Annotated in this window: 18 protein-coding genes and 3 tRNA genes; 4 read left to right on the top strand and 17 right to left on the bottom strand. The window is 62.5% G+C overall.

All coding sequences use genetic code 11. The features are described 5' to 3' along the window. Nucleotides 1-12: 12 nt before the first annotated feature. The 5 genes from AC1DU8_RS05110 to AC1DU8_RS05090 all read right to left on the bottom strand — a co-directional run bounded on the left by AC1DU8_RS05110 (nucleotide 13) and on the right by AC1DU8_RS05090 (nucleotide 6,529). Entirely contained in the window at nucleotides 13-1,326 is a 1,314-nt protein-coding gene (locus AC1DU8_RS05110; protein ID WP_477726513.1) for a lysine N(6)-hydroxylase/L-ornithine N(5)-oxygenase family protein, read from the bottom strand. Between the two features lie 92 nt (nucleotides 1,327-1,418). Continuing rightward, nucleotides 1,419-3,812: a TonB-dependent siderophore receptor gene (locus AC1DU8_RS05105; RefSeq protein ID WP_477726512.1), complete on the bottom strand. Its 2,394-nt coding sequence runs from the start codon at nucleotides 3,810-3,812 to the stop codon at nucleotides 1,419-1,421. A gap of 175 nt (nucleotides 3,813-3,987) precedes the next feature. Next, the gene (locus AC1DU8_RS05100; RefSeq protein ID WP_477665553.1) at nucleotides 3,988-5,055 is read right to left on the bottom strand and encodes a FecR family protein; all 1,068 of its coding nucleotides are present in this window, start codon (nucleotides 5,053-5,055) and stop codon (nucleotides 3,988-3,990) included. Between the two features lie 99 nt (nucleotides 5,056-5,154). Further along, nucleotides 5,155-5,733: a sigma-70 family RNA polymerase sigma factor gene (locus tag AC1DU8_RS05095; RefSeq protein ID WP_457279918.1), complete on the bottom strand. Its 579-nt coding sequence runs from the start codon at nucleotides 5,731-5,733 to the stop codon at nucleotides 5,155-5,157. 301 nt (nucleotides 5,734-6,034) lie between these two features. Then, nucleotides 6,035-6,529 (bottom strand): Lrp/AsnC family transcriptional regulator, encoded by a 495-nt coding sequence (locus AC1DU8_RS05090; protein WP_457279917.1) that lies wholly within the window; start codon nucleotides 6,527-6,529, stop codon nucleotides 6,035-6,037. 270 nt (nucleotides 6,530-6,799) lie between these two features. On the opposite strand from AC1DU8_RS05090, the gene AC1DU8_RS05085 reads away from it, so the two are divergent. After that, the gene (locus AC1DU8_RS05085) at nucleotides 6,800-7,786 is read left to right on the top strand and encodes a Bug family tripartite tricarboxylate transporter substrate binding protein (protein WP_457280958.1); all 987 of its coding nucleotides are present in this window, start codon (nucleotides 6,800-6,802) and stop codon (nucleotides 7,784-7,786) included. A 137-nt stretch (nucleotides 7,787-7,923) separates the two neighbouring features. Continuing rightward, nucleotides 7,924-9,054 (top strand): ABC transporter substrate-binding protein, encoded by a 1,131-nt coding sequence (locus AC1DU8_RS05080; protein ID WP_477689435.1) that lies wholly within the window; start codon nucleotides 7,924-7,926, stop codon nucleotides 9,052-9,054. Nucleotides 9,055-9,176: 122 nt separating this feature from the next. On the opposite strand, the gene AC1DU8_RS05075 is transcribed toward AC1DU8_RS05080, so the two are convergent. From AC1DU8_RS05075 to pip, 10 genes are all read right to left on the bottom strand, one after another. Then, nucleotides 9,177-9,253 (bottom strand) — tRNA-Asp (locus AC1DU8_RS05075). A 104-nt stretch (nucleotides 9,254-9,357) separates the two neighbouring features. Continuing rightward, a tRNA-Glu gene (locus AC1DU8_RS05070) sits at nucleotides 9,358-9,433 on the bottom strand. Nucleotides 9,434-9,516: 83 nt separating this feature from the next. Then, a tRNA-Ala gene (locus tag AC1DU8_RS05065) sits at nucleotides 9,517-9,592 on the bottom strand. Between the two features lie 74 nt (nucleotides 9,593-9,666). Continuing rightward, nucleotides 9,667-11,061, bottom strand: coding sequence for a glutamate--tRNA ligase (gltX, locus tag AC1DU8_RS05060; protein WP_477702736.1), 1,395 nt, complete (start codon nucleotides 11,059-11,061; stop codon nucleotides 9,667-9,669). 8 nt (nucleotides 11,062-11,069) lie between these two features. Then, nucleotides 11,070-12,284, bottom strand: a complete 1,215-nt coding sequence (locus AC1DU8_RS05055; RefSeq protein ID WP_477665549.1) for an O-succinylhomoserine sulfhydrylase — start codon at nucleotides 12,282-12,284, stop codon at nucleotides 11,070-11,072. A 2-nt stretch (nucleotides 12,285-12,286) separates the two neighbouring features. Continuing rightward, nucleotides 12,287-13,807: an amidophosphoribosyltransferase gene (purF, locus tag AC1DU8_RS05050; protein WP_457279913.1), complete on the bottom strand. Its 1,521-nt coding sequence runs from the start codon at nucleotides 13,805-13,807 to the stop codon at nucleotides 12,287-12,289. A 34-nt stretch (nucleotides 13,808-13,841) separates the two neighbouring features. Continuing rightward, nucleotides 13,842-14,327, bottom strand: coding sequence for a CvpA family protein (locus tag AC1DU8_RS05045; RefSeq protein WP_457279912.1), 486 nt, complete (start codon nucleotides 14,325-14,327; stop codon nucleotides 13,842-13,844). Between the two features lie 22 nt (nucleotides 14,328-14,349). Continuing rightward, nucleotides 14,350-15,141 carry an SPOR domain-containing protein gene (locus AC1DU8_RS05040; RefSeq protein WP_477726511.1) on the bottom strand — a complete coding sequence of 264 codons (792 nt, stop codon included), beginning with the start codon at nucleotides 15,139-15,141 and terminating at the stop codon, nucleotides 14,350-14,352. 91 nt (nucleotides 15,142-15,232) lie between these two features. Next, nucleotides 15,233-16,543 (bottom strand): bifunctional tetrahydrofolate synthase/dihydrofolate synthase, encoded by a 1,311-nt coding sequence (gene folC / locus AC1DU8_RS05035; protein ID WP_477726510.1) that lies wholly within the window; start codon nucleotides 16,541-16,543, stop codon nucleotides 15,233-15,235. Nucleotides 16,544-16,675: 132 nt separating this feature from the next. Further along, nucleotides 16,676-17,647: a prolyl aminopeptidase gene (pip, locus tag AC1DU8_RS05030; protein ID WP_477665545.1), complete on the bottom strand. Its 972-nt coding sequence runs from the start codon at nucleotides 17,645-17,647 to the stop codon at nucleotides 16,676-16,678. A gap of 190 nt (nucleotides 17,648-17,837) precedes the next feature. Between pip and AC1DU8_RS05025 the strand changes: the two genes are divergently transcribed. Further along, the gene (locus AC1DU8_RS05025; protein ID WP_477668075.1) at nucleotides 17,838-18,182 is read left to right on the top strand and encodes an ArsC family reductase; all 345 of its coding nucleotides are present in this window, start codon (nucleotides 17,838-17,840) and stop codon (nucleotides 18,180-18,182) included. Nucleotides 18,183-18,388: 206 nt separating this feature from the next. After that, a complete protein-coding gene (locus AC1DU8_RS05020) occupies nucleotides 18,389-19,096 on the top strand; it encodes a glycine zipper 2TM domain-containing protein (protein WP_457279907.1) in 708 nt (235 codons plus the stop codon). Nucleotides 19,097-19,171: 75 nt separating this feature from the next. Here AC1DU8_RS05020 and AC1DU8_RS05015 read toward each other — a convergent pair whose 3' ends face one another. Together AC1DU8_RS05015 and AC1DU8_RS05010 are read right to left on the bottom strand one after the other, a co-directional pair. Then, the gene (locus AC1DU8_RS05015; protein WP_477702741.1) at nucleotides 19,172-19,942 is read right to left on the bottom strand and encodes an anti-sigma factor; all 771 of its coding nucleotides are present in this window, start codon (nucleotides 19,940-19,942) and stop codon (nucleotides 19,172-19,174) included. After that, complete coding sequence (locus AC1DU8_RS05010; RefSeq protein WP_457279905.1) at nucleotides 19,942-20,517, bottom strand: RNA polymerase sigma factor; 576 nt, start codon at nucleotides 20,515-20,517, stop codon at nucleotides 19,942-19,944. Before AC1DU8_RS05010 ends, AC1DU8_RS05015 begins: the two co-directional genes overlap by 1 nt. Nucleotides 20,518-20,699: the final 182 nt, after the last annotated feature.

Here is a 20,699-nt window from a genome sequence, read left to right as displayed (position 1 = left end):
GCGCCTCAGGCCTCAGAGCAGGACAAAGTCCGCAGTGGCTGGAATGGTGAAATCCTGGATCGCGACGCGTCGCTCTATCTTGTAGTGCTCCACGCCCGTGAGTTCGCGCAGGATGTAGGAGTTGCGGTAGCAGCTCATGCCCAGGTCCTGGTTGGTCATGCCATGGGTGTGCTGGCCGGCGTTTTGCACGAATATCTCGTTGCCGTTGAAATCGGCAGCGTAATTGCGCGCGAGGCGATAGCGGCCTTGTTCGTCCCAGCGCAGGCGGTGGCGGATGCCGTCAACGAAAGGCGGGATGTTTTCGCGGTAACCCGTGGCAAAGACCAGCCCCTCGCTGCGGTGCGCATAACGTGCGTCGCAGTCAAGCTGACGGAATTCGATCTCGTAGCTGTCGCTTCCGGCGTCGTAGCGGCACCCCTGCAACTCGCAATTGGTAATGAGGTGCGTGCGCAGCGGCCCCTGCTTTCGCCTGTCGTCCAGCAGGTCATAGATCTGGTTGATCAGGCTGGCATTGACGCCCTTGTACAGGCTGTCCTGCGCGCGCACGATGCGCTCCTTCTTCCCATCGGCCAGGTTGTAGAAGTAATCGATGTAGTCCGGGGAGAACATCTCCAGCGTGAGCTTGGTGGTCTCCATCTGGAAGAAGCGCGAAGAGCGGGTGATCCAGGTCAGGCTGTAGTCGTGCCCGTCGGCGTCCTTGAGCAGGTCGTGGTAGACCTCGGCCGCGCTCTGGCCGCTGCCGACGATGGTGATGGAGCGCTTCTTCTGCAGCTCGGCCTTGCGGGTGATGTAGTCGGCGGTATGCAGGTAGCGATGCCCGCCCGGCGCGCAACATTGTGGGAAACGGGGCTTGGAGCCAACGCCCAGCACCAGCTTGCGGCAGCGCATGACAAAAGGCTCGCGCTGCGGGCCTTGCACACCGGTCACGACATAGCAGCCGTTCTCGATGTCGTGGACGATCTCCTGCACGTCATATTCGAAGCGCGCGTTGGACAGGCGCGCCGCCGCCCAGCGGCAGTAGGCGTTGTACTCAGCCCGCGTCAGGTAGAAGCTCTCGCGGAAGTAGTACGAATAGATTTTCCCTTCTTCCTTGCAGTAGTTGAGAAAGCTGAAGCAGCTGGTGGGGTCCGCCAGGCTCACCAGGTCGGCCAGGAAGGGGTTTTGCAGTGTGGTGTTGTCAATCAGCATCCCGGGGTGCCAGTTGAACTCCGCATTGCGCTCCAGAAAAACCGCGTTCACCCCGGTGATCGGCTCCGCCAGACAGGCCAGACTCAGATTGAAGGGTCCAAGCCCGATCGCAATAAAGTCATAGACATCATTTTTCATTGCACTGAACTCCCTGATTTCTGGTGCGCCATCCGGTGGCGCATGGTGATCAAAAGAATGCCCGCCGCTGACTACCGCACCGGGCCGCGTTCCTACCACTGATACGTCACGGTCGCGTTGACGCTGCGCGCGTCGCCCCAGTAGCAGTACTGCTGGCTCAGGCACGACGCCACATAGGTCTTGTCGAGGAGGTTATTGACGCTCAGGCGAAGGTTGGCGCCCTTGAGCGACGGATTCAGCTGGGCCAGATCGACGCGCAGCATCAGGTCCACCAGCGTGTAGGGCGGCACCTTCATGCTGTTGGCGTTGTCGACCCAGCTCGAGCCCACATGGCGCACGCCCGCACCCATGGTGTAGCCCTGCGAGAAGTTCCAGTCGCCCCAGACCGAGGCCATATGGCGCGGCGCCTGGTACGGCGTGTTGCCGGTGAAGCCATCCGACGATTCGGTGAACTTCATGTCGGTATAGGTGTAGCTCGCCATCACCGAGACCTTGCGGCTCAGCTGCGAACGGGCTTCCAGCTCCAGGCCGCGCGAGCGCACCTTCCCGGTAGGTTCAAAGTAGGTGGCGCCTACCGGGCGTGTGGCGACATTTTTCTGCGACAGGTCGTACACCGCCGCCGACAGCAAGGTGTTGGAGTCCTTGGGCTGGTAGCGTATGCCGACTTCCAGCTGTTTGGTCTCCGCGGGCGGCAGGTTGTTGCCTTGCCGGTCATTGCGCAGGCTGGGATTAAAGCCGTCCGAATAACCCACGTAGGGCGCAACGCCGTTGTCAAACAGATAGACAATGCCGGCCCGCTTGGTGAATTTGGAGCCGCTCCACTGCGCCGGATTTCCCGAACCATACTGGTTGGAGGCCTTGGCCCAGTCCATGCGGCCGCCCAGCGTGAAGCGCCAGCGGTCCAGCTCCGTCTGGTTTTGCAGGTAGAGGCCGGTTTGCTCGAGCTGGCGATCGATAGGGTCGCTGGTCACGCCGGTCAGGCCCGGTGCGCCGTAGCCTGGATTGAACACGTTGATCGGCAGCGCGCTGCCCGACTCCCAGCTCCCGCTGACGCGGCGCTTCTGGTAGTCCAGCCCGGTCAGCAGGGTGTGCTTGAGCGCGCCCGTCTGGAAGTGGCCTTCAAGCTGGTTGTCGATGGTGTTGCCGCGTGTCGACTCCGTGGCGCCGGAATAGTAGCGCGTCAACTCGTTGGCGCTGGCCCAGCCATAACCGTAGATCTGGCGCAGCGTGGTATTCGCCGTCACGTGGCGGAAGTTCTGCCGGAACTTCCACGCATCGTTAAAGGCATGCTCGAACTGGTAGCCGAGGAAGCGTTGCTTGCGCTGGTATTTCTCGACACTGGAATCTCCATCGAAGAAATAACGCGAAATCAGGCGGCCGTTGTGATTGGCATTGAGACTGGCGTCCGCCGGAACCCCGCTGTGATAGCTGCCCTCCGGGTCATCCTGGAGATAAGCCTGCAGCAACAGGCGCGTGTCGTTTGACGGGTGGATCGCCAGGGATGCAGCAATCGCCTGGCGCTCTTCCTTGACTGTGCTGAACTGCGAGTCGAGCGAGCGCGTCAGTGCCGACAGGCGAAAGGCCATCACGCCGTCTTTGTCGATGGGCCCCGAAAGATCGACAGCCGCTTCCCGGCGGTTGCGGTTGCCGGTGGTGACTTGTACTTCCCGGTAAGGCTGGTACTGCGGTGTCATGCTGGTCAGCGCCACCAGGCCGCCCGGCGACGCGCGTCCGTACAGCACAGACGCAGGGCCCCGCACCACGTCAATGCGCTCCAGGAAATAAGGATCCACCTGCATCGAGGTATAGCTGCCCTGGTCACTCAACATACGCAGCCCGTCAAGCAGGGTGCTGTCTACGCTGCTGTCCTTGAAGCCGCGCAGCGCCACGTAGTCGTAGCGATTGGACGCGCCCACCAGCCCTGTGAAGGCGCCCGGCGAGTAATTCAAGGCCTCGGAAACGCTGCGCGGTTTCTGGTCTTCCAGCTGCTGCTTGGTCACCACCGAGATCGACTGCGGCGTCTCGATGATGGGCGTGTCGGTCTTGGAACCCGAGGCACTGCGCTTGGCGACGTAGCCATTGCCGCCGCTGGTGGCCGTTTCCTGCTCCGCGCCGGCCGTCACGGTCACCAGCGGCAAGGTTGCCGCGCCCGATGACGTTGAAACAGGCTTGACCACAAACACATTGCCGTCGATGGTCGCCGCCAGGCCGCTGCCGGCCAACAGCCTGTCCAGCGCCTGTTGCGGCGTCAAACGGCCAGACACAGCCGGCGCCGTCTTGCCCGCCACCAATGCGGGCTGCACCATCAACTCAAGCCGGGCCTGCTGCGCCAGGTCGTTCAGCGCCTGGGCCAGGGGCTGCACCGCAATGCTGACCTGTACCGGTATGGCGGCACGCGTGCTGCCGGTGTTTTGGGAAAAAGCCACCGTACTTCCGAGGGCCAAAGCCAGGGCCAACGGGGGTAGATGGAAGCGGGAACGAGGCATGCGTGCAATCTCCGGGAGAAGGTTTAAATAAGAATCCTTCTCATGTAGACGCGTGGGCTCTGGGAAACCCTAGGTCGCGCACAAAAGTTTTTTTGTGTCCTGATGTCACCTGCTTCGGCCAGCAGGCCAGGCAGCTCAAACCGATAACTAATAGTTAGTGGCTAACGGCGAATGACTAATGACCGGCAGAGACGATCTCGGCCTCGCCGCCCTGCTCGCGCAGCTTCACGGGCAAGACCTGCTGCAGGATGCGGGCGAAGTTGCCCGGCCGCCGCGGGTCGAACGTGCCCGTCACGCGCAGCGCGGCCACGGCCGGCTCCCGCACCGTCAGATGCACCGGGCCGTAACGCTCGAACTCGGCCAGAGCCTGGTTCAGAGGCGTGTTGTCAAAACTGACGCGGCTTTCACGCCAGGGCGCAATCCCGGCTGCGGGCAAGGCAGACACCGCGCCCAGCAATCCCGACATGTCGCTCGCGATCTGCTGGCCGGCGACCAGCTCAACCGCCGCATCGGTAGCGGACCGTTCGGCGCGCGCCACGCGCACACGCCCTTCTTCCACCGCAACCTGCACACCCGCACGGCCCGGCACACCGGGCGTGTAGCGCACAGAAAACCGCGTGCCGACCACCGTGATGCGCAAAGGCCCGGCCAGCACATCGAAAGGACGCGCCGGGTCACCCTTGACCTGGAACATTGCCTCTCCCTGCGGCAGGCGCACTTCACGGCGCTCACGGTAAAGCGTGACGTCGGCGGTGGTCAGGGTGTCCAGCCTCAGGCGGCTGCCTTCCGGCAAGACCACCTCCAGCTGCTGGCCTCGCGTGGTGGCAAAACTCTGCTCGAACACCGGTTGCTGCCGCCAGAGGCTCCAGGCCATATAGCCCCCGCAGGAAACCATCAACGCCACGGCGGCCAGTGCGCCCTGCGGCAACCAGGCAGACAGCCCCTGCCACCAGGCGCGCCGGCGCGGCGCGGTACGGACGGCGGCAGCGGCTTTGTCGTCGGCGAGGTTCTGTCTCAGCGTGCGCAAGCCATCTGCCGGCAGCGCGTCGAGCAAACGCCAGTCACGCTGGTGGCGCGCAAAGGCCGCGCCGTGGGCGCTGTCCGCCGCCAGCCAGGCCAGGAACGCAGCCTCGTCCGCCGCGCCAAGCTGCCCACCGGTATGCCGCACGAACCAGTCCAGCGCCGCTTCGTCGGGCTCTGTGGACGGTGCGGCTGGCGGGTGGGCTGGCGGCGGGATGTTCATGGTGTGCTTATCGGCTCTTGGATGTAGACGCACGAACAAGCCGAAACCCTATGCCGGGAAAATAAGAATACAAATAAAAATTCATTCGAAAGCCGAAAGTCATTCGCGGGCGGGTTTTCTTCGTCGGAGCACCGGGGTAGAGATGGGGGTAGAAGTTGGGCCGGCGGTGGCGGGTGCCCCGTCGAGCGCGTCTTTGCAACGCCTGCAGGCGTCCATGGCCAGCTTGATGTGCTGCTCGACCATCTTGCGCGAGATGCCCATCTGCTCGGCCACCTCCGCATGCGGCAGGCCGTCAAACTTGTGCAGGATAAAAGCCTCGCGGCAGCGCAAAGGCAGGGCATCAATCGTGGCCAGCAGGGCGTTCACCCCTTGCGCGGAAGACGCCGCAGCATCGGGCTCGCAGGCCAGCGGCGCCGCGAGATTCTCGAGCTCGGCGGCCGAGGCCTCGGCATCGGGATGCAGCGCATCGCCGCGCACTTCACTGCGGCGGTGCTGGTCGATCTGCAGGTTGCGTGCTGTGCGGTAGAGCAGTGCGCGCGGCTCAGGCACCGCCTGGCCGGAATGCTGCACCGCCAGGACGCGCGCATAGCTCTCCTGCACGACATCAGCCGCAGCATCGCGGTTTCGCACCGTGCGGGAACAGAAGTTCAGCAGTTCTTGGTAATAGCGCTCAAGCACAGGTCGGTCATTGCCATGGAGGTGACGGATCCCTTCAAGCGGCAGACGAGATGTGGCGGTGGCTGACCAGGCGCGCGTCGTAGATGGGAATTATTCTCATTATGAACGAAACACGCTATCGGACTCTGCTGCGGGGACCATCGTTACCTTTGATACCACCACTGCCCTGTTGAGCGGTCGCTCCTGAATTCACATGCGAGTCTCAAGGACCCGAGACATCGCAAGAAGGAAGCGAGGAAATGCGCGTTGTCTATGGTCGGGTGTGCTTCAACCTTCATCGGGATTGTCAACACCCTGAAAACTACATAACAGGCAGTTCCGTCGTTGAGAGCACCTGCTTCAGCACGACGAAGGTGCGGATCTGCCGCACCCCCGGGAGGTAGAGCAGCTCCGCGGCATGCAGGCGGTTAAACGATTCGTTGTCCTGCGTGCGGACGGTGACGAAGTAGTCGAACTCGCCCGTCACCACCACGCATTCCAGGCAGCCCGGCACCTTCTGCACCGCTTTTTCGAAGTCGGCGAAGGACTGCGGTGTGGACCGGTCCAACACCACGCCGATCACGACCAGCATGCCAAGGTTCAGCGACGCAGGATTGAGCAGCGCGACGATGCGCTGTACCAGGCCCATCGATTTCAGGCGCTCCACCCGACGCAGGCAGGCTGCGGGGCTCAGGTGCACCTTGGCCGCCAGTGCCACATTGGAGATCGATGCATCGCGCTGGAGCAGGCGCAGGATCACGCGATCAACCCGGTCCAGGTCAGGTCGTGGGGCAGTTGTTTCATTCTGTAAACGCACTTTTATTTCTCTTTTTTCTTTAATCACACACTTCTCCAAGTTTTCAAATCTAATTATTCGAATAACTGATCTTAAAAGTCAATTATGTTGCAACCCTGTTGCGCGGCCTCGGCGATAGACTTTCCTTGACTCCTCAAGCGGATTTCCGACATGCCCTCCAACTTTGCCGCTTGGGATTCTGGATACGTCGAAACGCAATGCCTGCAGTTTCCTGTTTCGCAACGGTTGATCAACGCGGCCCATGCCGTATCAAAGAGGAGCAATACGATGATGAACCCAAGGTATGAGAAGCGCTTCTTCCTGGCCATGGCGCTGGTCTTGCTGGCCCCGTGGGCCAGCGTTCACGCGCAGGGCTATCCGTCCAAGCCGGTCCAACTGGTCATTCCTTTTCCGCCGGGCGGCGCCACCGACATCGCCGGACGGCTGGTCGCCAAGAAGCTGGGTGAGCGCCTGGGGCAACCTGTGGTCATCGACAACCGGCCGGGCGCCGGCACCATCGTCGGTGCCGCATTCGTCGCCAAGGCGGCGCCGGACGGCTACACGCTGCTTATCAGCTCGGGATCCACTTTCACGGTCAACCCGGCACTCATGCCCAAGCTGCCTTACGACCCGATCAAGAGTTTCGAGCCTGTCGGGATGGTGGCGCGCGTTCCCCTTGTTCTTCTGGCCAACTCCGATGTCCCGGTCAACGACCTGAAGCAGCTGATCGCAGCGGTGCAACGCGCACCGGACAAGTACGTGTACGGCTCGTTCGGCAACGGCACCACAGGGCACTTCGCCGGTGAAATGCTCTGGAGCGCCGCTGGCATCAAGCTGCAGCACATCGCTTACAAAGGCAGCGCACCAGCGATGACCGACCTGATGGCCGGCCAAATCCCCTTCTCGATTGACACCGTCGCGGCGGCGCTGCCGCAACTGAAGGCGGCGAAGCCGAGGATCAAAGCCATCGCCGTCACCGGCGAAAGCCGCGCGACGCAAATGCCCACGGTGGCGACTGTGGCGGAGAGCGGTTTCAAAGGTTTCTCGGCCGATTCCTGGCTGGCCATTGCCACGCCCAAGGGGGTGCCGGCGGATGTAAAAGCCAAGCTGCAGAAGGCGCTGGCCGAGACGATGAAGGATCCCGAGCTTCGCGAAAAACTCGTCGCGAACGGACTCGAATACGCCTGGGAGCCCGCTGCCACGGTTGCTGCGCGCATCGAAAACGAGCTGCCCCGCATGCGCGTGATCGCCCTGCGTTCCAACATCCGGATCGATTGAAAGTGGCGGCCGGCAAGGACCTCGTGGCCTTCTCCGATTGATTGTTACCCATGGGGCTGGACTCACTATCTACAGCCTCAGGCTTGACAGGTGAAAGCGTTGCACGTGCGAGTTGGACCGCGTTAAGGAAACTGGAAATGAGAACTGGTCAGTTGATTTCCCGCCTGGCGGGCCTGGTTATCGCAAGCGGTATAGCGTCGTCCGTGCTGGCCGCGCAGCTTGTAGTCGGTCAGGTGGCGCCGTTGACCGGCATTGACGCGAGCCAGGGCCGCGCCTATGCAGCTGGAATGCAGTTGCATTTCAACGCCGTGAACAAGGCGGGCGGGGTCAACGGAAACACCTTCATCCTGGCGCGCCGCGACGACGCTGGACGCCCCGATGAAACACTCACCCAAACGCGCGCGCTTCTGGCCGAGGACAAGCCAGTGGTGCTTGCCGGCTATTTTGGAAGCCGCAATATCGCCCAGCTGGTCAGCGCGGGCATATTTGAGCGCGAGCACATCGTGCTGGTCGGCTTCCGCGCGACCGAACTGAATCTGGACGTTCCGCAACTTTATGGCGTGCGCGCCACATTGCGAGACGAACTTGCGAGAATCACGGCGCACCTGGCGACAGTCGGAATCACCAGGCTTGGCTTGTTTTACGAAAACGGCCCCGGTGCTGCGCCACTCGTCGCCGCCGCACAGGAAGCAGCGGCGAATGCCAAGGCCAGGATCGTGCAAACGGCGGGTTATGACGCCGGGACCAGCCGCGTGACTGCCGCCGCTGACGCCATGCTGCAAGCCTCGCCGCAGGCGATCATCATGATTGCAAGTGGAGGTGCAGCTTCCGGTTTTATTGAAAAATACCGCTCGGCCGGAGGAACGGCCCAGCTGTTTGCACACTCGGGCGCGGACATTGAGCAGATGGCGAAACGGCTTTCTGACGAGCAGATGCAAGGCATCGCGATCGCTCAGGTTACGCCCAGCCCCTACAAACTGACAAATCGGCTTTCCAAGGAGTTCAACGACATCGCGGCAACAGCCGGAGCGCAGGATGTTCCGATCAGCTACGCAATGATGGAAGGCTTCATCGCGGCCAAGGTGATTGTTGAAGCGGCCCGGCGGCAAGGCTTGCGTGTGACCCGTGAAGGTTTTGCTTCCGCTCTGGATGGACTGGACAGCTTTGACCTGGGAGGATATGTCATCGGATTTCGCCCGGGGATGCGCAATGGTTCGCGCTTCGTGGAGATGACGATCGTCAGTGGAAACGGAAGAATCCGGCAATAGAAAAGCAGGGTCGATACCGCTGCTTTGCGCCACGCACCAAATCTTGAGGACGCAGTCAGGAAACAAGGGCCGGAAAAGAGAAAAGGGTTAGCAGATACTTACCTGCTAACCCTTATCAATATTGGCGGAGTGGACGGGACTCGAACCCGCGACCCCCGGCGTGACAGGCCGGTATTCTAACCAACTGAACTACCACTCCTGGTAGTGACAACATTCGCTCTTTCGAGCCAAGTCGCTTGGCCCTTGCAGGCCGGCGGTTGTCAACTTGCGCCTTGGGCATCACACGCAAGGTGTGATGAATTCTGGCGACCCTAAGGGGATTCGAACCCCTGTAGCCACCGTGAAAGGGTGGTGTCCTAGGCCTCTAGACGATAGGGTCAAAACCTTGGAACTTCCGGATGAGCCCCTGCTTTCACACGGACCCACAAAACTTCAAATTCTTCCCGACTAACTTTTAACTTTTGGTGGAGGTAAGCGGGATCGAACCGCTGACCTCTTGCATGCCATGCAAGCGCTCTCCCAGCTGAGCTATACCCCCGTCAAGTTATTGAGGTTTCCCTGCAATTGTCGAGCCTTGAATTATAGCCCGAAAAATTGGCCTATTTCAAATCCTCAAACAAGCTTCAACCGGGAGACCACATCTTCGCGTTTCATGAGCTCCAGAATCGCGTCGAGCGACGGGGTTTGCGGCGTGCCCATGACCAACACGCGCACGGGCATTGCCAACTGCGGCATCTTCAGGCCCGTGTCGGCCAGCACCTGTTTGATGGCGGCCGAGATCGCGGCCTTGCTCCACTCGCAGGCCACCAGCGAACTGCTCAGTTTTGCAATGGCCGGGCGCACCGCCTCCGTGACGTGCGTGCTGATGTCTTCAGCGCTGGGCTTGCCCCCGGTCACCAGCAGTTGCAGCCAGCCGGCCAGCTCTACGAGTGTGCTGCAGCGGTCTTTAAAAAGCCCGCAGCCGCGCGCCACCCATACCGGGTCCACGCCGGTAATGCCCTGGGCAGCCAGGAAAGGCTGCACCAGCGTTGCCAGCGTGTCATCTGCAGTAGCCTTCAGGTGCTGGGCATTGACCCAGCGCAGCTTGGTTTCGTCGAACTGCGCGGCGCTCTTGCCCAGGTGATCAAGGTTGAACCATTCAATGAACTGCTCGCGGCTGAAGATTTCGTCGTCGCCGTGGCTCCAGCCCAGGCGCGCCAGGTAATTGACCATGGCGTCCGGCAAATAGCCTTCGGCGGCGTACTGCGTCACTGGCTTGGCGCCATTGCGTTTGCTGAGCTTTTCGCCCTGCTCGTTGAGCACGGTCGGCAGGTGGGCGTACACCGGAGGCTCTTTACCCAGGGCCTTGAAGATGTTGATCTGCCGCGGCGTGTTGTTCACGTGGTCGTCGCCGCGAATCACGTGGGTCATGGCCATGTCGATGTCGTCGACCACCACGCAGAAGTTGTAGGTCGGCGTGCCGTCAGGCCGGGCGATCACCAGGTCGTCGAGTTCGTCGTTGCTGATCTCGATGCGGCCCTTGACCTTGTCGTCCCAGACCACGCTGCCGCCCTGCGGGTTCTTGAAGCGCAGCACGGGCTGCACGCCTTCGGGCACGGGCGGCAGGGTCTTGCCGGGGGCCGGGCGCCAGGTGCCGTCGTAGCGTGGTTTCTCTTTGGCGGCCATCTGCTTTTCGCGCAGGGCGTCGAGCTCCGCCACGCTCATGTAGCAGGGGTAGACCAGGCCATCAACCTGCATCTGGGCAAGCACAGCCTTGTAGCGGTCCATGCGCTGCATCTGGAAGAAGGGGCCTTCATCGTGGTTCAGGCCCAGCCAGCGCATGCCTTCGATGATCACATCGACGGCTTCCTGGCTGGAGCGCTCGACGTCAGTGTCTTCGATGCGCAGGATGAAATCGCCGCCGGTAGCGCGGGCAAACGCCCAGGGGTAAAGCGCCGAGCGGATATTGCCGAGATGGATAAAGCCAGTCGGTGAAGGGGCGAAACGGGTTCTGGTTTTTTGGGTCATTACTTCAGTCATGCGATGAGGCTCAGGCCGCGCGAAAGATCGGCCTTGATGTCGTCCACGTGGTCCAGCCCGACGGCCAGGCGGACCAGGCTCTGACCAATGCCGGCGGCCTGACGCTGCTCTTCGCTGAGGCGCCCGTGCGAGGTGGTGGCGGAATGGCTGATGATGGTCTTGGTGTCACCGAGGTTGGTCGCGATGCTCAGCACCTGCGTGCTGTTGATCACCTTGAAAGCGTTGGCACGTGCCGCTTCCGGCGTGTCGCCGCGTACGTCAAACGACAGCACCGCGCCACCCAGTCCAGATTGCTGGCGCATGGCCAGCTCATGCTGGGGATGCGATTCGAGACCAGGGTAATAAACGCGCGCAACCGCAGGCTGCGTTTCAAGCCACCTGGCAACGGCCAAGGCGTTGGCGCTCTGTGCCTGCATGCGGATGTTCAATGTCTCCAGGCCCTTGAGCACGACCCAGGCGTTGAAGGGCGCGAGCGTCATGCCGGCGGTGCGCACGATCGGGCCAAACACATCAACGATGAGTTTGGACGAGCCGCAGAGCGCACCCGCCATCACACGGCCCTGGCCGTCCAGGTATTTGGTGCCCGAATGCATGATGAGGTCAGCGCCGAATTCCACCGGGCGTTGCAGGGCCGGTGAGCAAAAGCAGTTGTCCACCGCGAGCAAGGCGCCCACGCTGTGCGCCAGATCAGCCAGCGCCCGGATGTCGCAGACTTCGGTCAGCGGATTGGTCGGGGTTTCAGCAAACAGCAGCTTGGTGCCGGGTCGCAATGCAGCCTTCCACTCGCTCACGTCGGTCTGCGACACAAACGTGGTTTCAACGCCGAACTTCCCGAACTCGCGGCCTATCAGGGCGATCGTCGAGCCAAACATCGAACGCGAGCAAATGACGTGGTCGCCGGACTTCAACAGCCCCATGCACATCATCAGGATCGCGCCCATGCCGGTCGAGGCACCGATGGCGGCTTCGGTGCCCTCCATCGCGGCCAGGCGGCGTTCAAAACTGGTGACCGTCGGGTTAGACGTGCGGCCGTAGGTGTAGCCTTCTGTCGGGTCGGCAAAACGCCGCGCTGAGGTCTCGGCATCAGGCTGCACAAAGCCGCTGGTCAGGTACAGCGCTTCGGAGTTTTCGCCGTGCTGGCTGGGCTCCAACGCCACGCGCACGGCCAGCGTATCGCGGTGCAGGTTGTCAGGCAGTTTTCTTTTCGTCATGCTCAGGCTTCTTGCGGATTGGGCAATGCCAGGCGGGACACGTCCACGTCGCCTTCTTCGCCGGCGGTGTCGGCGCGCTGGGAATTCATCGCGGCGATGGTCTCTGCAGTCACGTCGCCCGTGATGTAAACGCCGTCAAAGCACGAGGCGTCAAAGCCGTCGAGCTTGCCGTTGAGTGAGCCAATGGCGCGCTTCATGCCTTCCACGTCCTGGTAAATCAGCGCGTCGCAGCCGATCACTTCGCGGATTTCTTCAATCGTGCGGCCGTGGGCCACCAGCTCATCAGGTGTGGGCATGTCAATGCCGTACACGTTGGGAAAGCGCACCGGCGGCGCAGCGCTGGCAAGGTAGACCTTGCGCGCACCGGCGTCACGCGCCATTTGCACGATCTCGCGGCTGGTGGTGCCGCGCACGATGGAATCGTCGACCAGCAGCACGTTACGGCCCTTGAACTCGCTGGCAATCACGTTGAGCTTCTGGCGCACGGACTTCTTGCGCACGCCCTGCCCCGGCATGATGAAGGTGCGGCCCACGTAACGGTTCTTGACGAAACCTTCGCGGTAAGGAATGCCCAGCAAGTGTGCGAGCTGCGTGGCACTCGGTCGGCTGGATTCGGGGATCGGGATGATCACATCGATCTCGCTGGGTGGCACGGTAGAGACCACGCGTTTGGCCAGCGTCTCGCCCAGGTTCAGGCGGGCCTGATAGACCGAAATACCGTCCAGCACGGAGTCAGGACGCGCCAGGTACACAAATTCGAAGATGCAGGGGTTGAGTTTGGCGTTGGGTGCGCACTGCTCGGCGTGCACCACGCCTTCCATGTCTACATACACGGCTTCGCCCGGGGCGATGTCGCGCTCGAACTGGTGCGAAGTGCCTTCGAGCGCCACCGATTCGCTGGCCACCATGACGGTCGTGCCGTTTTCATTCTCGCCGCGGCCGATGCACAGCGGGCGGATGCCGAAGGGGTCGCGAAACGCCAGCAGGCCGTGGCCGGCGATCAGCGCGACGACGGCATAAGAGCCCTTCACGCGCTTGTGCACACCGCGCACTGCGGCGAACACATCAACCGGCTTGAGCGGCAGGCCGCGTGTGGTTTTTTCTAGCTCATGCGCCAGCACGTTGAGCAGCACTTCAGAATCGCTGTCGGTGTTGATGTGACGGTGGTCAGTGTTGAAGAGCTCGGCCTTCAGCTCGGCCGCATTGGTCAGGTTGCCGTTGTGCGACAGCACAAGGCCGAACGGCGCGTTGACATAAAACGGCTGGGCCTCGTCTTCGCTGTAGGCGTTGCCTGCTGTAGGGTAGCGCACCTGGCCCAGGCCCACCGTGCCCGGCAGCGCGCGCATGTTGCGGGTGCGGAACACGTCGCGCACCATGCCCTTGGCCTTGTGCATGTAGAACTTGCGCCCCTGCTGCGTGACGATGCCCGCGGCATCCTGGCCGCGATGCTGCAAAAGCAGCAGTCCGTCATAAATCAGCTGATTGACCGGGGCTTTGCTGACGACGCCGACTATCCCGCACATGGTGTTCCGATCATGATGAGTTGACTCTTCAAAGTTAAATTAAATACTTGGCAAACTGTTCGGGCAATACCGGCTTCAGGGCCTTGAGCGTGGCCGTCAACACCGGCGCGCCCTTTGATTCCCGCCACCAACTGCTGGACTTCAGCGCCGTCATGTCGATCACAACGGTCGCCGCCAGCAGCAAAACAATTCCGCGCAACACACCAAAAGCGGCTCCGAATACTCTGTCCACAGGCGCCAGGCCGACGGCAGCTACCAGCTTCTTCACCACAAAGGCCAGCAGCCCTGCCGCGAACACGGCGGCGATAAAGATCAGCACAAACGCCGCCGCATAACGCACCGGGTCAGAAGCAGACTGCACCGGCAAGCGGGTGGCCAGGTCGGGCGCAAACCATTGCGCCACAAAAAACGACACCACCCAGCCCAGCACTGACAACACCTCATACACCAGCCCACGCCATGCGCCCAACAGCATGGAAAAACCCAGCACTCCCAGCAAAATCCAGTCAACAGCCGTCACGACACCACCGGGGCAGTACCCATTACAAGGTCAGGATGGCAGCGGGTAAATCAAGGGCCTTGATCTTGGTCGCCGCCTTGTCGGCCTCGGCCTTGGTGGCAAACGGGCCCACGCGGACCCGGATGCGCTTGCCGTCTTTGGTTTCCGCCACTTGTGTATAGGTTTTGAGGCCCGCCTTTTCCACCTTCAGGCGCGCTTCGCGGGCCTTGGCCACATCGGCAAACGCGCCGACCTGAACCACAAAGCGGCCTTCAGCCTCGCTGGCAGACGGTTTGGCGGCCGGCGCGGCGGTGCCGTTCAGCAGTGCGGCGGCACGTGTGGCGTCGTCGTTCGCAGCGGGCTTGGCCGGCTTGGGTTCCGGTTTGACCGCAGGCTTCACCTCAGGTTTGGCTTCCGGTTTTGCTTCATTTTTGATAGCTGCTGGCGCAGATGCAGCAAGGGCTGGGGCCGGTTTTGATGAAAGAATTTCTTCCCTGGGCGCCAGGCTGGCGTCAGCGGTTACTTTTTCGGCGGGCTTGTCGGCCACCTTGGGGGCGGACGCGGAAGTGGCTGCCGGGGCACCGGGCCCGGGAATCACCAGGGGCTTGACCGTGCCTTTGCCGGGAATTTCAATCGGGATGTCGACCGGAATGGGCCTGGGCTGGGTGTCAAACAACAGCGGGAAACCCAACACGCCGATCAGCACCAGCACGGCAGAACCGATCAACCGGTGTTTGGCGCGCTTGCGAATCACTTCCACGCTTTCCGTTTGAGCGGCTGACCCGGCATTGGAGGCAGCGTTGGAGCCGCCCCGGCGGAAGTTGAAAAACGGCATGGTGTGGCTTGGATCCGATAAGGGGTGACGTTAACGGTGAACGCGGGCTGACGGCCCTTTTTTGAACGCGTTGCGGGCCGCTTGTCAGGTCTCAGGCGGCCAGGTGCGGGGCCGAAAGACGCGGCACACCGTCTTTCAAAATGCCGCCCACCGTGTAGAAGGAGCCGAACACGACAATTCTATCAGCGGGGGTTGCGGCCCTGACCGCCGCCTGCAGCGCCGCTTCGGGGGATTTGTAAGTGCCGGCGCTTGCATCAGGCCGGGTATTGGCCGCCGTCCACCTGGCCTGCAAATCCTCGGCAGAAGCGGCCCGCGGCGTCGGCAAATCGGTGAAATACCACTTGTCGATGAGCGGTGCGACGCGCGCCAGCATGGGGGCGAGGTCCTTGTCGGCCATGGCGCCAAACACCGCGTGTGTACAGGGGTAAAAGCCCATGGCATCCAGGTTTTCAGCCAGCGCAGCCACCGAATGGGGGTTGTGCGCCACGTCCAGCACCAGCGTGGGCTGGCCGGGCACGATCTGGAAGCGGCCCGGCAGCTCGACCATCGACAAGCCGTTGCGTACCGCCTGGGCGGTGACCGGCAGGCGCTCACGCAAGGCCGTCAGCGCTGCCAGCACACCCGAGGCATTGACAAGCTGGTTGGCGCCGCGCAAGGCCGGATACGCCAGGCCAGCGTACCGGCGCCCGCGCCCTGCCCAGCCCCACTGCTGCTTGTCGCCCGAGAAATTGAAGTCCGTACCAAAGCGCCACAAGTCAGCGCCTACTCCGGCCGCGTAATCAATGATGCTTTGCGGCGGCACCGGGTCACTCACGATGACCGGCTTGCCGGCGCGCATGATGCCGGCCTTTTCGCGGCCAATGCTTTCGCGGTCGGGGCCCAGGTATTCCATGTGGTCCAGGTCGATGCTGGTGATCACCGCGCAGTCCGCGTCCAGCATGTTCACGGCGTCCAGACGCCCGCCCAGGCCGACTTCGAGGATGACCACGTCGAGCTTTGCGTCGGCCAGCAGCTGCAGGATGGCCAGGGTGGTGAATTCAAAGTAGGTCAGCGAAATCGCATCCCCGCCCTGCGTGCGCGCCGCCTCGACGCGCGCGAATTGCGCAACCAGCTCGTCAGCCTTCACGATGTCGCCGCGCACCCGGCAGCGCTCTTCAAAATGCACCAGGTGCGGCGAAGTGAAGACGCCGGTGCGGTAGCCGGCCTGCAGCAAGATGGCTTCAAGCATCGCGCAGGTCGAGCCTTTGCCGTTGGTGCCGGCCACCGTGATGATGGGGCAGTCAAAGGCCAGGCCCATGCGCCTGGCCACAGCGCTGATGCGCGTCAGGCCCATGTCGATGCCGACGGGGTGCAGATGCTCGCAATAGGCGAGCCAGTCGTCGAGAGTTTTCAAATTTTGCATACAGCCCCCTATTGTCGCAAAGCCGGCCTTTCCTCCAAGCGGGGGCCGCGGTCCGGCTCTGCCGGTCGCAGGCGCCGCCCCCTGCAAGGGGGAGGACGCTACACGCAGTGAGCGTCAACGGGGGTGTTCGAGCTATTTGGCAAACCGGTCGGTGGCTGCGATCAGCTGGCGCAGGATGCCGGGCTCGTTGAAGGCGTGGCCAGCGTTGTCGACCATGTGGAATTCAGCCTCCGGCCAGGCGCGGTGCAGATCCCAGGCGGTTTTGGCCGGTGTGGCCACGTCGTAGCGGCCTTGGACGATGACACCGGGAATCCCGGCCAGCTTGTGCGCATCGCGGATCAGCTGACCCTCTTCGAGCCAGCCGGCGTGCACAAAATAATGGTTTTCGATGCGGGCGAACGCCAGCGCAAAAGCGTCGTCGCCGTGCTGGGCGGTAAAAGACGGGTCAGGCAATAGCGTAATCGTCTGGCCTTCCCACAGGCTCCAGGCGCGGGCAGCCGCCAGTTGCGCAGCACGGTCGGCGCCCACCAGCCGTTTTCGGTAGGCGGCAATCAGGTCGCCGCGCTCTGCCTGGGGAATGGGTTTGATGAACTCTTCCCACAAATCAGGGAACAACCAGGACGCCCCTTCCTGGTAGTACCAGAGCAGTTCGGCACGCCGCAGCGCAAAAATACCCCTGACGACGAGCGCCGACACGCGGGCCGGATGCGCCTGCGCATAAGCCAGCGCCAGTGCGCTGCCCCAGGAGCCGCCGAACACCAGCCAGCGCTCCACACCCAGCAGGGTGCGCAAGCGCTCGATATCGGCCACCAGGTGCCAGGTGGTGTTGTTTTCCAGCGAGGCGCTGGGGCGGGAACGGCCGCAGCCGCGCTGGTCGAACAGCAGCACGCAATAGCGTTCGGGATCAAACAGGCGGCGATGCTCGGGCGAGCAGCCGGCGCCAGGGCCGCCATGCAAAAACACTGCCGGCTTTCCTTTGGGGTTGCCGCACAGCTCCCAGTACACCGAATGGCCGTCACCCGTTTCAAGAATGCCCGTGCGAAAGGGTTCGAGAGGCGGGTAAAGAACGGCGGGGGCAGTGCGCGTGGCTGAAGCAGCGGTCATGGGGCAAGGCATCCATACAAAAAAAGGTTGCGCCGGTCGGCGTTCTTCATTATTCCAGCCTTGCCAAAGGCCCGCTTACGCGCCCGGGCCCTTGCCCGCCTTCGCAGAAACGCTACCAATTTGATAGCTGCTTGCGCAAGTACCGCTTGGCCGGAAGGCCTATTTCCCTTAAATCTGCGAAAATCAGGCCATGATCATTCTTTACGGCATCCCCAACTGCGACACCGTCAAAAAGGCCCGCGCATGGCTAGTCGAACAAGGTGTTGACTACCAGTTCCACGATTTCAAGAAGCAGGGCGTGCCGCCCGACCAGCTGGCGCGATGGGCCCAGGCGGCAGGCTGGGAAAAGCTGCTGAACCGCCAGGGCACCACCTGGCGAAAGCTGGACCCGGCGTTGCAGGCAGGCGTGCATGACAGCGCCAGCGCGCAAACGCTGATGCTGGCCAACCCCAGCGTCATCAAGCGGCCGGTGGTGGACTGGGGCAAAGACATCACGGTGGGTTTTGACGCCCCGGGCTGGGCTGCGAGGGTTTGAACGCACGGCGGGCCGACCGGTTACGTTTTGCAGCCTGTTTTGCCTTCAGAGGGCTTTAAAGGGCAGCTTTACCGTCGATTTACCGAACTCAGCGCCCCAAAATGACTCTGACTTACTAAAATTACGTTTGCCACCCGAGCCATCATCCGACCAGGGTGAGCCCTTTGGCGGTGCAACTTCAGCCACGTGCTGAAAAGGGTTGAATCATGAAAAAAGCGCTTGTTCTCTCTGCTCTTGCTGCCGCCTCCGGGTTGGCAGCTGTACCCGCCTCCGCCATGGACATCCTGGCCCGGGTGATTTCAAGCACGCCGGTGGTGCAGCAAGTGGCCGTACCGCGCCAGGTCTGCAGCAACCAACCCGTCGTTGTCCAGCAACCGAACTCGGGCGCAGGTGCGCTGATGGGTGCCCTCGCGGGCGGTGCAGCCGGTAACGCCATCGGCAATGGCGGCGGCCGTGCGGTTGCCACCATGATCGGGCTGGTGGGCGGCGCCATCGTTGGCGACCGCATCGAAGGCTCAAACAACCAGGTTCAAAACGTGCAGCAGTGCACAACGCAAACCTATTACGAAAACCGCCCCAGCCACTACAACGTGGTGTACGAATACCAGGGCACGCAGTACAGCACGCAAATGGCCACCGACCCGGGCCAGTATGTGCGCCTGCAGGTCACGCCGGTCGGCGCCATGGCCCCCGCGCCGCAGACCTTCCAGTCTGCGCCCCAGCAGCCCCAGACCTATGTGCAACCGGCACCCCAGCCGGTGTATGTCCAGCCTGCCGTGACTTACGTGGAGCAGCCGGTGGTTTACCCGGCTTATTACCCCCGCCCCTACTACCAGCCGTACTACGCACCTATCGGCCTGTCGCTGAACTTCGGTTACAGCCGGGGCTACGGTGGCCACCGTCACTGGCGTTAAATCGCGGTCCGGCAGAACCAAAAAAAGGGGCGTTTGCAACGCCCCTTTTTGCTGTCCGCGAATATTCGACTGTTGCTATTTGGGCGTTTCAATCAGCGCGCCCTTGAACAGCACCGGCCCGGTCGGCCCGCTGCCCGGCGGCACGCCACCCTTGGGCTCCAGCGTGATCGCCAGCGTCGGCACCTGACGCATGTCGGTGCCTGCGGCCGTCAGGCGAACCACGGGGTCCGCACTCATCACACCCAGTGATTTGGGCGCCGCGCCGGGCGGCAAAGCCCAGAGTTCCAGGGACTTGTCGGGCTGCTCCCTGAAGCTGCCCACACGCTTGAGCGACAGTGTTTTGTTCTTCGGGTCAAACGTCACCAGCAGCGACGCCGAAGCCTTGTCATCGGTCAGTACTGCCACGTATTCGATCTCGGGCGTGGCTGTCAGTTTGGCGGTCAGCTCGCTGACCTGCCCGCTCAGCCGGCCGTTCACGTTCAGCCCCACAACAACCGCCGCGGCAGTCGCGAGTGCGCCCGCCACAGCCCCGCCACGCCACAGGCCCAGGCTGGACCACCAACCCATGGCACTCGGAGCGGCCCGCGCCGCCTGCATGGCCCGCGCCTCCTTGTCGGCCCGCACCAGGTTTTCAATGCGTTTCCAAACCACCGGGCTGGGCGCCTCTTGCGGCTGCAATTCGGCGACGGACGACAGCCGGCTTTGCCAGACCAGCGCCGCCGCGCGCAAAGTGGCGTTGTCGCGTGCCAACGTCTCAAACCGGCGACGCGCGCCGCCGCGCAAGGTGCCCAGCGCGTAGCTGGCCGCCAGTTGCTCCATCAGGGCGGGATTACTTTGTAAATTCATCAGGCAAACCTCGCCATGCAACCGCGAAGCTGCTCCAGCCCGCGCCGGATCCATGTTTTGACAGTACCCAAAGGCAGTTTGAGCTGCTCGGCCAGCTCACCATGGCTCAAATCCCGCAAATACGCCAGGCTCACCACTTCGCGCTGCTTGTGCTCCAGCTTGCCAAGGCACTGATGCAAAGCCCAGGCCTGTTCGCTGGCCTGGGTCGTGTCCATCGGGTTGGGCGAGTCGCCCGCCACCGTGTCGGAAATCACGTCGTCGAGTTCCTGCATCAGGTCGGCGCGGTCCGAAGCCCGGCGCCGCAAAAAATCCAGGCCGCGGCTGCGCACCACCAGCGCCATCCAGGCCATGGGCGGTGACAGGGTCGCCTTGTAGTCGCCAGCAATGCGCCAGATGTTGAAGAAGGCCTCCTGCAACACGTCCTCAGCCCATTCACGGTTGGTCACCACACGAATCGCGACACCGTAGAGCTTGGACGAAGTCAGCTCATACAGCTCCCGCAGGGCCGACTCATCGGCCTGGGCCACGCGGTCAATCAGCGCGATCAATTGTCTGTCCGGGCTTTCTGGCTTCATGAAGAACATTGTCAGGTATTGGTGGCTATCGGGAAACACCGGCAGGCGGCTGGCATTGGGGATACGCCACAAAGGGCCAACCGGATTCACTGCGGGCCCGGCGAAGGGCTCCGGGTGACCTAAAATCAACGGTTTGGGCGCCACGCGGTGCTTTCCCGCAACCCGGAACAGCCCCTTTCGCC

The sequence above is a fragment of the Polaromonas sp. P3_A5 genome, assembly GCF_056403055.1.
This window is presented reverse-complemented; position numbering and strand designations above follow the sequence as displayed.

Coding starts and splice junctions, on each gene's coding strand:
- AC1DU8_RS05110 (WP_477726513.1), bottom strand. CDS start 1,326: ATGAAAAATGATGTCTATGACTTTATTGCGATCGGGCTTGGACCCTTC.
- AC1DU8_RS05105 (WP_477726512.1), bottom strand. CDS start 3,812: ATGCCTCGTTCCCGCTTCCATCTACCCCCGTTGGCCCTGGCTTTGGCC.
- AC1DU8_RS05100 (WP_477665553.1), bottom strand. CDS start 5,055: ATGAACATCCCGCCGCCAGCCCACCCGCCAGCCGCACCGTCCACAGAG.
- AC1DU8_RS05085 (WP_457280958.1), top strand. CDS start 6,800: ATGAACCCAAGGTATGAGAAGCGCTTCTTCCTGGCCATGGCGCTGGTC.
- AC1DU8_RS05080 (WP_477689435.1), top strand. CDS start 7,924: ATGAGAACTGGTCAGTTGATTTCCCGCCTGGCGGGCCTGGTTATCGCA.
- gltX (WP_477702736.1), bottom strand. CDS start 11,061: ATGACCCAAAAAACCAGAACCCGTTTCGCCCCTTCACCGACTGGCTTT.
- AC1DU8_RS05055 (WP_477665549.1), bottom strand. CDS start 12,284: ATGACGAAAAGAAAACTGCCTGACAACCTGCACCGCGATACGCTGGCC.
- purF (WP_457279913.1), bottom strand. CDS start 13,807: ATGTGCGGGATAGTCGGCGTCGTCAGCAAAGCCCCGGTCAATCAGCTG.
- AC1DU8_RS05040 (WP_477726511.1), bottom strand. CDS start 15,141: ATGCCGTTTTTCAACTTCCGCCGGGGCGGCTCCAACGCTGCCTCCAAT.
- folC (WP_477726510.1), bottom strand. CDS start 16,543: ATGCAAAATTTGAAAACTCTCGACGACTGGCTCGCCTATTGCGAGCAT.
- pip (WP_477665545.1), bottom strand. CDS start 17,647: ATGACCGCTGCTTCAGCCACGCGCACTGCCCCCGCCGTTCTTTACCCG.
- AC1DU8_RS05025 (WP_477668075.1), top strand. CDS start 17,838: ATGATCATTCTTTACGGCATCCCCAACTGCGACACCGTCAAAAAGGCC.
- AC1DU8_RS05020 (WP_457279907.1), top strand. CDS start 18,389: ATGAAAAAAGCGCTTGTTCTCTCTGCTCTTGCTGCCGCCTCCGGGTTG.
- AC1DU8_RS05015 (WP_477702741.1), bottom strand. CDS start 19,942: ATGAATTTACAAAGTAATCCCGCCCTGATGGAGCAACTGGCGGCCAGC.
- AC1DU8_RS05010 (WP_457279905.1), bottom strand. CDS start 20,517: ATGAAGCCAGAAAGCCCGGACAGACAATTGATCGCGCTGATTGACCGC.